The following is an 11,521-nucleotide window of genomic DNA, read 5'->3' on the forward strand; positions in this document are numbered from 1 at the left end:
GTGTACGGACCGGGTCCACCCCTTCGGGGGACGCCCCCCCGGGGGGTGAGATGTCGTCCCCGGGGCCACGGCCCCGGGCCCCGGTCTGCCCGGACTTCGTCTGCGGCGAGGTGGTCGGCTGGTCGCGCAGTTCCCCGCGCCCCTAAACCCGCGGCCGTCTGCGGGCCGGTGTAGGGCTGGTCGCGCAGTTCCCCGCGCCCCCGACCGCCGTTTGTCTGCGGGCCGTGGTGGGTTGCTCGCGCAGTTCCCCGCGCCCCTGGGCAGTTAGGGGCGCGGGGAACTGCGCGCTCAGCCACAGACGGTCCGCAGACGAACTCTCCAGCTTGCCCCGCAGGCGCCTCCCGGACCCACGGCCAACCCCCCAAGGGGCGCGGGGAACTGCGCGACCAGCCCCCACCGGCCCGCAGACGACCCCCGGCCCTAGAAGGGGCGCGGGGAACTGCGCGACCAGCCGCCCACCGAGCCGCAGATGACCGCGACCGGCCCCCGGCCAGCCACGCAGGCGCCCCCGGGCCCAACCGTCAGGCCGGCAACCCCAATTCCCTGGCGATCAGCATCCGCTGCACCTCACTCGTCCCCTCCCCGATCTCCAAAATCTTGGAGTCCCGCCACATCCGGGCCACCGGGTACTCGTTCATGAAGCCGTACCCGCCGTGGATCTGTGTCGCGTCCCGCGCGTTGTCCACCGCGACCGTGGACGAGTACAGCTTCGCCACCGCCGCCTCCTTCTTGAAGGACTCGCCCCGCACCAGACGGGACGCCGCGTCGCGCCAGCCCACCCGGGCCATGTGCGCCCGCATCTCCATGTCCGCGATCTTGAACTGGATCGCCTGGTTGTCCCCGATGGGACGGCCGAAGGCGTGGCGCTCGCGCGCGTACTTCACCGACTCGTCGACGCAGCCCTGCGCCAGCCCCGTGGCCAGCGCGGAGATCGCGACACGGCCCTCGTCGAGGATGCGCAGGAACTGGGCGTAGCCCCGGCCCTCCTCGCCCAGGAGGTTGGCCGCCGGGACGCGGACGTCCACGAAGGACAGCTCGCGGGTGTCCGAGGCGTTCCACCCCACCTTCGAGTACGGCGCGGCCACCGTGAAGCCCGGAGTCCCGGACGGGACGATGATCGAGGAGATCAGTGGGCGTCCGTCCGGCTTGCGGCCGGTCACGGCCGTGACCGTCACCAGGCCCGTGACATCCGTACCGGAATTGGTGATGAAGCACTTGGTGCCGTTGATGACCCACTCGTCACCGTCGCGCACCGCCGTCGTGCGCGTGCCCCCCGCGTCCGAGCCGCAGTCCGGCTCGGTCAGGCCGAACGCGCCGAGCATCTCCCCGGCGCAGAGCTTGGGCAGCCACTCCCGCTTCTGCTCCTCCGTACCGAACCGGAACACCGGCATCGCGCCGAGCGAGACCCCCGCCTCCAGGGTGATGGCCACCGACGAGTCGACCCGCGCCAGCTCCTCCAGGGCGATGCCCAGCGCCAGGTAGTCCCCGCCCATGCCCCCGTACTCCTCGGGGAAGGGCAGCCCGAACAGGCCCATACGGCCCATCTCGCGGACGATCTCGTACGGGAACTCGTGGCGCTCGTAGAAGTCGCCGATCTTGGGGGCGACGACGTCGTGCGCGAACTCCTCGACCGTACGGCGGAGTTCTTCGTGCTCGTCGGAGAGCCGGTGGTCAAGGGACATGGGGGTCACTCCTTGTGGGAGTCGGGGGAGAGGGCGCGGACGGTGCGGGACGGGCTCGGCCGTCCCAGCTGCTCGGCGAGCCACACGCTGGTGGCGGTGAGCCTGCCGAGGTCGACCCCGGTGTCGATACCGAGGCCCTGGAGCATCCACACGAGGTCTTCGGTGGCGAGGTTTCCGGTGGCGGACTTGGCGTACGGACAGCCGCCCAGGCCGCCCGCCGAGGCGTCGACCGTGGTGACGCCGTGCTGGAGGGCCGCGAGGGTGTTGGCGAGCGCCTGGCCGTAGGTGTCGTGGAAGTGCACCCCGATCGCGGAGGTCGCCACGCCCTCCTCGTTCAGCGCCGTCAGCAGGCTCTGGACGTGGGACGGGGTCGCGACCCCGATCGTGTCCCCGAGGCTCAGCTCGTCGCAGCCCAGGTCCATGAGGGACTTGGCGACGCGGACGACCTGCTGGACGGCGACGGCTCCCTCCCACGGGTCGCCGAAGCACATCGACAGATAGCCCCGGACATGGACCCGCTGCTCCTTCGCGCGGGCCACGACCGGCGCGAACATCGCCAGCGACTCGTCCACCGTACGGTTCAGATTGGCCTTGGCGAAGGACTCCGTGGCGCTGGCGAAGACCGCGATCCGGTCGGCGCCGAGCGCGAGCGCCCGGTCCAGGCCGCGCTCGTTGGGCACCAGGACCGGCAGCGCCACGCCCGCGATGCCACCGAGCATCGGGAAGAGCCGCTCGGCGTCGGCCAGTTGGGGCACCCACTTGGGATGCACGAAGCTGGTCGCCTCGATGGTGGTCAGACCCGCGTCCGCGAGGCGGCGGACGAACTCGGCCTTGACCTCGGTGGGGACGACGGCCTTCTCGTTCTGCAGGCCGTCGCGGGCCCCGACCTCGTGGATGCGCACCGAGGCGGGCAGGCCCGGCGCCGGTACGACCATGGGGAGCGTCACTGGTCCTCCTCCTTCGGGGTCACCACGGCCAGCACCTGGTCCATGGCGACGGTCGAGCCGGGGGAGACGTCCAGCTCGGTGACGGTGCCGGCGTGCGGGGCGGAGATGACGTGCTCCATCTTCATGGCCTCGACCACCAGCAGGCTCTGGCCCGCCGCGACCTCGTCCCCGACGGCCACCTTGACGACGGTGACGGTGCCGGGCATCGGGGCGGCCAGGGTGTCCGCGCCGCCGCGCGCGGCGCCGCCGAGGCTCGCCGCGACCGGGTCGTGGTCCAGCACGTGCCAGCTGTCCCCGTCCCGCCCCAGCCAGGTCCCCTCCGGGGAGGAGGCGGTGGTGAAGGTGTGGGTGACGCCGTCGAGTTCCACGCGGACGTGCCCGGGGGCGACCTGTCCGGCGGCCTCGCCACGCACCACATGAGTGACGGGTTCGAGTCCCGGTACCCGGAACGGGAAGGCCAGCGGAGCCGGTTCGCCGCCGATGCGCCAGCCGCTCGGCACCGCGAACGGGTCCAGCCATCCGCCGGTGGCCGTCGGCCGCAGGGCCTCCTGCCGTACCAGCGCCGCCGCCGCGTACACCTCGTCCGGGACACCGTCCGGCACCAGGGTGTCGGCCTCGCGCTCGACCAGGCCCGTGTCGAGGTCGCCCGCGACCACGGCCGGGTGGGCGAGCAGCCGGCGCAGGAAGCCCGCGTTGGTGGGCACGCCCAGCGTGACCGTGTCGGCCAGCGCGGCGCGCAGCCGGCGCAGGGCGGTGGCGCGGTCCGGTCCGTACGCGATGACCTTGGAGAGCATCGGGTCGTAGAGGCTGCCGACCTCGGTGCCCTCGCTCAGGCCCGAGTCGGTGCGCACCCCGTCGCCCTGGGGCTCGCGCAGCGCCAGGACCGTGCCCCCCGAGGGCAGGAAGCCCCGGGCGGGGTCCTCGGCGCAGATCCGGGCCTCCACGGCGTGGCCCGTCAGGGTGATGTCCTGCTGTGCGAACGGCAGGTGTTCGCCGGAGGCGACCCGCACCTGCCACTCCACCAGGTCCAGCCCGGTGATCAGCTCGGTGACCGGGTGCTCGACCTGGAGGCGGGTGTTCATCTCCATGAAGTAGTACGAGGAGGGGTCGTTGCCCGGGACGATGAACTCGACCGTGCCCGCGCCCGCGTAGCCGCAGGAGCGGGCCGCCTGGACCGCCGCCTCGCCCATGGCGGCCCGGGTCGCCTCGTCGAGCAGGACCGAGGGGGCCTCCTCGATGATCTTCTGGTGGCGGCGCTGGAGGGAGCACTCGCGCTCGCCGAGGTGCACCACGTTGCCGTGGCCGTCCGCGAGGACCTGGATCTCGATGTGGCGGGGGCGGTCGATCCACCGCTCCACCAGGAGCGTGTCGTCGCCGAAGGAGGCGCGGGCCTCGCGCCGGGCGGCGGCGATCTCGTCGGCGAGGGCCGCCTCCTCGCGGACCAGCCGCATGCCCTTGCCGCCGCCGCCCGCGCTGGGCTTCAGCAGGACCGGCATCCCGATCTCGCGGGCCGCGTCGGCGAGTTGGCCGTCGCTCAGGCCGCTGCCGGAGGAGCCGGGCACGACCGGGACGCCGGCCGCCTGCACGGTCTCCTTGGCGCGGATCTTGTCGCCCATCAGGGAGATGGCGTCGGCCGGGGGGCCGATGAAGACCAGGCCCGCTTCGGCGCACGCGCGCGCGAAGGCCGCGTTCTCGGCGAGGAAGCCGTAGCCCGGGTGGACGGCCTGGGCGCCGCTGCGCGCCGCCGCCTCAAGGAGCCGGTCGATGGAGAGGTAGCTCTCGGACGCCGCCGCCGGGCCGATCCGCACGGCCGTGTCGGCCTCGCGCACATGGCGGGCGTCCGCGTCCGCGTCGCTGAACACCGCGACCGAGCGCACCCCGAGGGCGCGCAGGGTGCGGATGACACGGACGGCGATCTCGCCCCGGTTGGCGACGAGGACTGTGTCGAACATCGTCATGGTCCGCCTCACATCCGGAAGACGCCGAAGCCGGGCGCCGAGTAGTCCCGCTGGGGGAGGGGGGCGTTGGCACAGGCCGTCAGGGCGAGCCCGAGGACCTGGCGGGTGTCGGCGGGGTCGATGACCCCGTCGTCCCACAGCCGGGCCGACGCGTAGTAGGCGTTGCCCTGCTGCTCGTACTGCGCGCGGATGGGGTCCTTGAAGGACTCCTCCTCCTCGGCGGGCCAGGACTCGCCGCGGGCCTCCAGCTGGTCGCGCTTGACGGTGGCCAGCACCGAGGCGGCCTGCTCGCCGCCCATCACGGAGATCTTGGCGTTGGGCCACATCCACAGGAAGCGCGGCGAGTACGCCCGGCCGCACATCGAGTAGTTCCCCGCCCCGTACGACCCGCCGACCACGACCGTCAGCTTGGGGACGCGGGTGCAGGCCACGGCGGTGACCATCTTGGCGCCGTGCTTGGCGATGCCCCCCGCCTCGTAGTCCCGGCCGACCATGAAGCCCGAGATGTTCTGGAGGAAGACCAGCGGGATGCCGCGCTGGTCGCACAGCTCGATGAAGTGGGCGCCCTTCTGGGCGGACTCGGAGAACAGGATGCCGTTGTTGGCGACGATGCCGACCGGGTGGCCGTGGATCCGGGCGAAGCCGGTGACCAGCGTCTGCCCGAACTCGGACTTGAACTCCTGGAAGCGCGAGCCGTCGACCACGCGCGCGATGACCTCGCGGACGTCGTACGGCGTGCGCGAGTCGACCGGGACCGCCCCGTACAGCCCCGAGGGGTCGGCCTTCGGCTCCTCCACCGGCTCCACGCTCCAGGGCAGCTCCCCGCGCGCGGGGAGGGTGGCCACGATGGTGCGCACGATGCGCAGCGCGTGCGCGTCGTCCTCGGCGAGGTGGTCGGTGACGCCGGAGGTGCGCGAGTGGACCTCGCCGCCGCCGAGCTCCTCGGCGGTGACGACCTCACCGGTGGCGGCCTTCACCAGCGGCGGGCCGCCGAGGAAGATCGTGCCCTGGTTGCGGACGATCACGGCCTCGTCGCTCATCGCCGGGACGTAGGCCCCGCCGGCCGTGCAGGAGCCGAGGACCGCCGCGATCTGCGGAATACCGGCGCCCGACATCCGGGCCTGGTTGTAGAAGATCCGCCCGAAGTGGTCCCGGTCGGGGAAGACCTCGTCCTGCATCGGCAGGAAGGCGCCGCCGGAGTCGACCAGGTACAGACACGGCAGCCGGTTCTCCAGGGCCACCTCCTGGGCGCGCAGGTGCTTCTTCACCGTCATCGGGTAGTACGTGCCGCCCTTGACCGTGGCGTCGTTGGCCACGATCACGCACTCGCGACCGCTGACCCGCCCGATCCCGGCGATCACCCCGGCGGCGGGCGCCTGCCCCCCGTACATCCCGTCGGCCGCGAGCGGCGCCAGCTCCAGGAAGGGCGAGCCGGGGTCGAGCAGGGTGTCGACCCGGTCGCGCGGCAGCAGCTTCCCGCGCGCGACATGGCGCTCGCGGGCCCGCTCGCCGCCGCCGAGACGCGCCGCGGCCAGTCTGGCGCGCAGCTCCTCGCCGAGGGCGCGGTGCGCCTCCTCGTTGGCCCGCCATGCCTCGGACGCGGGATCGGCCGCGCTCCCAAGGACCGGTGCCTGCTGCATCGTGTCGAGCCCCCTTGCCCGTACGAAGTCTCCGGCGGAGTCTTCCGGTGAGATCTCCGGCCGGATGTTAATGACCGTTAACTCATTTCCACCAGGTTAACGAGCGCTAACCGCGTTGTCTAGAATGAATTCCCATGAGCACCCGGACCGATGCCCCCACCCGCCGCGAGCAGATCCTGCGCGAGGCCGCGCGCCTCTTCGCCGAGCGCGGCTTCCACGGCGTGGGCGTCGACGAGATAGGCGCGGCCGTCGGCATCAGCGGCCCCGGTCTCTACCGGCACTTCGCGGGCAAGGACGCGATGCTGGCGGAGCTGCTGGTCGGGATCAGCGGGCGGCTCTACGACGGCGGGCGCAAGCGGGTCGCCGAGGCGGACGGGGGCCCCGAGGCGGTCCTCGGCTCGCTCATCGACGGCCACATCGACTTCGCCCTCGACGACCGGGCGCTCATCACCCTCCACGACCGGGAGCTGGACCGGCTGCGCGACAGCGACCGCAAGCTGGTGCGCCAGCTCCAGCGGCAGTACGTGGAACTGTGGGTCGCGGTCGTCCGCGAGCTGTACCCGCACGGCTCCGAGGCCGAGGTCCGGGCCGCCGTCCACGCGGTGTTCGGCCTGCTCAACTCGACCCCGCACCTGGGCTCGTACGGGGCGGGGCTGCCGGGGCGCGCCGCCACGGAGGCGCTGCTGCGGCGCCTGGCGCACGGGGCGTTCGCGGCGCTCGCGAACTGAGCCCCCACGCGCGCGTGACGGGTGCGCGAGGGGGGCGCGAGGGATGCTCCGGGGCGCCCGTGGCCGCACGTCCACTGCGCGGACGACGCCGCCGGGTGCCGCGCGCGGGGGCAGAATGGGGCGCATGCCGATACCCAGCCGTGCCGCTCTCGTCGACCACCTCGTCCGCACCCGTATCGCCGGAGACGTCGCCACCCCCCGCGACAACAACCTCTCCCACTACCGCAAGCTCGCCAACGGCGACCGCCACTACTGGCTGGGCCTGGAGCTGGGCGAGCGCTGGAGCGACGAGCAGGACGTGCTCGCCGTGATGGCCGAGCGCTGCGGCGTCGTCGACGACCCCGGGCACCGCACCGGCCAGGACACCATCGACCCGGAGCTGACGGTCGACGCGCTGGAGCGGATGGCGGCGCGGCTGCGGAAGGCCGTGGCGGGCAAGGAGCGGGTGCTCTTCGCCACCGGCCACCCCGGTGCGCTCATCGACGTGCACAGCCGGACCGCGGCGGCGCTGCGGGCGGCGGGCTGCGAGATCGTGCGCATCCCGGACGGGGTGACGGCCGACGAGGGCTGTGTGGTGCAGTTCGCGGATGTCTCGCTGTACGAGCGGGGCGCGTCCCTGTGGCACACGCACTCGCCCGCGCCCATGGCGGCGATCCTGGACGCGCTGGAGCGGGAGGGGCGGGCGCTGCCGGATCTGGTCGTCGCGGACCACGGGTGGGCCGGGTGCGCCGCCCAGCGCGGGATCGACGCGGTCGGGTACGCCGACTGCAACGACCCCGCGCTGTTCCTGGCGGAGGCGGAGGGGACGCTTCAGGTCGCGGTGCCGCTGGACGACCACGTGGTCGACCCCCGGTTCTACGAGCCGATGACCGAATACCTGCTGGGCGCGGCCGAGTTGGTCTGAGGCGGCGGGCCCGGGCCCGCCGCGGGGCTCCCGGGCCTACCGCGGGACCCTGACCACGCCCTCCTGGACCACCGTCACCGCCAGGCGGCCGTCCTGGGTGTAGATGCGGGCCTGGCCCAGCCCCCGGCCCCCCGAGGCCGACGGGGACTCCTGGTCGTACAGGAGCCACTCGTCGGCCCGGAACGGGCGGTGGAACCACATCGCGTGGTCCAGGGAAGCGCCCACCACGTCCCGGACCGCCCAGCCGCCCCGGCCGTGCGCGAGCAGCACCGAGTCGAGCAGCGTCATGTCGGAGACGTAGGTGGCCAGCGCGATGTGCAGCAGGGGGTCGTCCGCGAGCTTGGCGTTCGTACGGAACCAGACCTGCGAGCGCGGCTCGCGCGGGGTGCCGACGCCGGCCCACGGCGGCGCGTCCGCGTAGCGCAGGTCGACGGCCGCGCGCGCCTCGATCAGGCGCTCGGCCACGTCCGCGGGCAGCTGGCGCGGCAGCATCTCGGCCGCCGTCGGCAGTGACTCCGGGTCCGGCGCGGGCGGCATGTCCGCCTGGTGCTCCAGCCCCTCCTCGTACCTCTGGAAGGACGCCGAGAGGTGGAAGATCGGCTGGCCGTGCTGGACCGCGACGACCCTGCGGGTGGTGAAGGAGCGGCCGTCGCGGATGCGGTCGACCAGGTAGACGATCGGCGCGCCCGGGTCCCCGGCGCGCAGGAAGTACGCGTGCAGGGAGTGCGGCGTCGGGGTCTCGGCGGAAACGGTGCGGCCCGCGGCGACCAGTGCCTGGGCCGCGACCTGTCCGCCGAAGACGCGCGGGACGAGCGCCGAGCGGGAGCGGCCCCGGAAGTAGTCCCGCTCGATCTGCTCCAGGTCGAGCAGATCGAGCAGGGCATCCAGAGCCTCGGTCACAGACCCATGTCCTTGGCGATGATCGACTTCATGATCTCGCTGGTGCCGCCGTAGATCCGGTTGACGCGGTTGTCGGCGTACAGACGGGCGATCGGGTACTCGTTCATGAAGCCGTAGCCGCCGTGCAGCTGGAGGCAGCGGTCGATGACGCGGTGGGCGACCTCGGTGCAGAACAGCTTGGCGGAGGCGGCCTCGGCCGGGGTCAGCTCGCCCGCGTCGAGGGCTTCGAGGGCGCGGTCGGCGACCGCCTCGGCGGCGTCCACCTCGGCCTGGCAGGCGGCCAGTTCGAACTTGGTGTTCTGGAAGTGCGCGACCGGCTTGCCGAAGACCGTGCGCTCCTGGACGTACTCCTTGGCGAACCGGACAGCCGCCTTGGCCTGCGCGTAGGCGCCGAAGGCGATGCCCCAGCGCTCGGAGGCGAGGTTGTGGCCGAGGTAGTAGAAGCCCTTGTTCTCCTCGCCGAGCAGGTCCTCGACGGGGACCTTCACATCGACGAACGCCAGCTCGGCGGTGTCGGAGGTGCGCAGGCCGAGCTTGTCGAGCTTGCGGCCGATGGAGTAGCCCTCGGACTTGGTGTCGACGGCGAACAGCGAGATGCCGTGGCGGCGGTCCTCGGCGGTGGGCGCGGCGGTGCGGGCGCAGACGATCACGCGGTCGGCGTGGACGCCGCCGGTGATGAAGGTCTTGGCGCCGTTGAGGACGTAGTGCGTGCCGTCCTCGGAGAGCTTCGCGGTGGTCTTCATGCCCGCGAGGTCGGAGCCGGTGCCCGGCTCGGTCATCGCCAGCGCCCACATCTCCTCGCCGGAGACGAACTTGGGCAGGAAGCGCTTCTTCTGCTCGTCGCTGGCGAGCATCTTGATGTACGGCAGGCCCAGCAGCACGTGCACACCGGAGCCGCCGAACTGGACGCCCGCGCGGGCCGTCTCCTCGTACATGACGGCCTCGAACTTGTACGACTCGATGCCGGCGCCGCCGAACTCCTCGTCGACGCGGATGCCGAAGACGCCGAGCTCGGCGAGCTTGTAGTAGAAGTCGCGCGGCGCCTGGCCGGCGGCGAACCACTCGTCGTAGACCGGGACGACCTCGGCCTCGATGAAGGCCCGGATGGTGTCCCGGAACGCCTCGTGGTCCTCGTTGAATACGGTGCGGCGCACGGACGCTCTCCTTCTGACGGTGGCGGCGGCTTGGCTAAGCGCTTGCTCAGAGTTGAAAGACGAAGTTACCCGGCGGTCACTCGCACTGTCCAGAGTGAGGCTCAGCACGTCCGCGCGCACTCCGCAGCGCGAGCCACAGCTCCGTACGGACGTCCATGTCGTCCAGGTCCGCGTCCAGCAGCGCCGCGCAGCGGGCCACGCGCTGGCGGACGGTGTTGCGGTGCACCCCGAGGGCCACGGCCGTGCGGTCCCAGCTGCCGTGCAGCGAGAGCCAGGTGCGCAGGGTCGTCACCAGCGGCTCGGCGAGCGGGGCGAGCAGCGCGCGGGCGTACGCGGCGGCCTCCTCCGGGTCCACCAGCGAGGCGTAGCCGCCGGTGCGGTGGCGTACCAGTGGCGTCCGGGCGGCCTCGGCCCGGCGCAGGGCCCGCGCCGCCTGGGCGTCGGCCGCGGCCAGCTCCCCGGCCGCCACGGGCGCGCTCACGCCCAGCGTCCAGCCGGGGCGTGTGGCCACCTCCCGCCCGTCGGGGACGAGTACGCGCGCGTGGCCGCCGTCCGCCTCCACCAGCGGGCTGCCGAGGTCGGGCGGGTCGCCCTCCCCGCGCGCGTGGACGACCGTCCAGGGCCCCTCGCCGAGCAGCGGTGCGACCTCGGCCGGGGCCGCGCCGAGCAGCAGCCGCACCAGCGCGGCCGAGCGGACGGCCTCGCCCGCGCCCTGGCGGTCCGCGGTGAGCAGGGAGAGCAGTACGGACGCGACCCCGGCCACGGTGTGGTCGCCCGCCTCGCGCCGCTCGGCCACGGTCCCGAGCACCAGCTGCCGCGGTCCGGTCAGGGCGTACGCGGCGAGGTGCGGGCCCGCGCCGGTGTCGGTGGCGGACGCGGGGGAGCCGGGGGTGCCCGGGGCCACCACCGCCGCCAGCCGGCGCAGCGCCGCCGCCGCGTGCGGGGACGGCTCCGGGCCGGCTGCCCGCAGGACCTCGCCGCCGGGGCCGAGCAGCCCCGCCCAGCCGCCGAGCCCGACCGCGAGCTGGTGCAGGACCGCCGGCACCGGGTCCGGGCGGGCCGCCGCCGCGGCGAGCCCCTGCTGAGCCCGGGCGACCCGGCGCAGCTCATGGTGGCGGGCCCGGGTCATCAGCCCCCACACCGCGCGGGCGACCGCGGTGAAGGTGGTGGTCGGCGGCACTTCGAGGAGCGGCAGCCGGTGCCGCTCGCAGGCGTCGACCAGCGCCGCCGGGACCGTGTCGTACACGGGCGTGACGCCGAAGCCGAGCGCCGCCGCGCCCGCCTCGGCGACCCGCGCCGCGTACCGCTCCGGGTCGCTGAGCTGCAGGCCCGCGGTCAGCAGCAGCTCCCCACCGAGCAGATACGGATACGGGTCGGCCATCTCCGAGGTGTGCACCCAGTGCACATCGGCCTCGGGCGGCCCCGCGATCCGCCGCAGACCGAGGTCGGTGCGGGTCAGCAGGGCCGACAGCGGCACAGGAGGGGTGGGAGGGACGGAGGAGTCCGGCATGGTGGAGGATCCATCCATCATCGGCGTCGGGAGTGGAGGAAACGTACACTTCAGTGTCGCTGCCCGGCGACCTATCGTCGTGGTGAACTGCATGAACC

The 11,521-nt window shown here is 73.3% G+C and carries 9 protein-coding genes; 2 read left to right on the forward strand and 7 right to left on the reverse strand.

The annotated features are described in order from the left end of the window. Positions 1-521: 521 nt before the first annotated feature. From ACJA3G_RS04395 to ACJA3G_RS04410, 4 genes are read right to left on the reverse strand one after another with little or no spacing between them, the layout of a single operon-like run. Positions 522-1,682, reverse strand: coding sequence for an acyl-CoA dehydrogenase family protein (locus ACJA3G_RS04395; protein ID WP_406551532.1), 1,161 nt, complete (start codon positions 1,680-1,682; stop codon positions 522-524). 5 nt (positions 1,683-1,687) lie between these two features. Next, positions 1,688-2,617: a hydroxymethylglutaryl-CoA lyase gene (locus ACJA3G_RS04400; protein ID WP_406551554.1), complete on the reverse strand. Its 930-nt coding sequence runs from the start codon at positions 2,615-2,617 to the stop codon at positions 1,688-1,690. 8 nt (positions 2,618-2,625) lie between these two features. Continuing rightward, entirely contained in the window at positions 2,626-4,581 is a 1,956-nt protein-coding gene (locus ACJA3G_RS04405) for an acetyl-CoA carboxylase biotin carboxylase subunit (RefSeq protein WP_406551533.1), read from the reverse strand. Between the two features lie 14 nt (positions 4,582-4,595). Further along, the gene (locus ACJA3G_RS04410) at positions 4,596-6,227 is read right to left on the reverse strand and encodes a carboxyl transferase domain-containing protein (protein ID WP_406551534.1); all 1,632 of its coding nucleotides are present in this window, start codon (positions 6,225-6,227) and stop codon (positions 4,596-4,598) included. Positions 6,228-6,361: 134 nt separating this feature from the next. On the opposite strand from ACJA3G_RS04410, the gene ACJA3G_RS04415 reads away from it, so the two are divergent. Together ACJA3G_RS04415 and ACJA3G_RS04420 are read left to right on the forward strand one after the other, a co-directional pair. Further along, positions 6,362-6,955 (forward strand): TetR/AcrR family transcriptional regulator, encoded by a 594-nt coding sequence (locus ACJA3G_RS04415; protein WP_406551535.1) that lies wholly within the window; start codon positions 6,362-6,364, stop codon positions 6,953-6,955. 124 nt (positions 6,956-7,079) lie between these two features. Further along, complete coding sequence (locus ACJA3G_RS04420) at positions 7,080-7,859, forward strand: phosphatase (protein ID WP_406551536.1); 780 nt, start codon at positions 7,080-7,082, stop codon at positions 7,857-7,859. Between the two features lie 36 nt (positions 7,860-7,895). On the opposite strand, the gene ACJA3G_RS04425 is transcribed toward ACJA3G_RS04420, so the two are convergent. The 3 genes from ACJA3G_RS04425 to ACJA3G_RS04435 all read right to left on the reverse strand — a co-directional run bounded on the left by ACJA3G_RS04425 (position 7,896) and on the right by ACJA3G_RS04435 (position 11,423). Beyond that, entirely contained in the window at positions 7,896-8,759 is an 864-nt protein-coding gene (locus ACJA3G_RS04425) for an acyl-CoA thioesterase (protein WP_406551537.1), read from the reverse strand. After that, a complete protein-coding gene (locus ACJA3G_RS04430; protein WP_406551538.1) occupies positions 8,756-9,913 on the reverse strand; it encodes an acyl-CoA dehydrogenase family protein in 1,158 nt (385 codons plus the stop codon). Before ACJA3G_RS04430 ends, ACJA3G_RS04425 begins: the two co-directional genes overlap by 4 nt. A 76-nt stretch (positions 9,914-9,989) precedes the next feature. Beyond that, the gene (locus ACJA3G_RS04435) at positions 9,990-11,423 is read right to left on the reverse strand and encodes a PucR family transcriptional regulator ligand-binding domain-containing protein (protein ID WP_406551539.1); all 1,434 of its coding nucleotides are present in this window, start codon (positions 11,421-11,423) and stop codon (positions 9,990-9,992) included. Positions 11,424-11,521: the final 98 nt, after the last annotated feature.

It is taken from the genome of Streptomyces sp. YS-3 (assembly GCF_045257485.1).
In the GTDB taxonomy this organism is placed as follows: Bacteria; Actinomycetota; Actinomycetes; order Streptomycetales; family Streptomycetaceae; genus Streptomyces.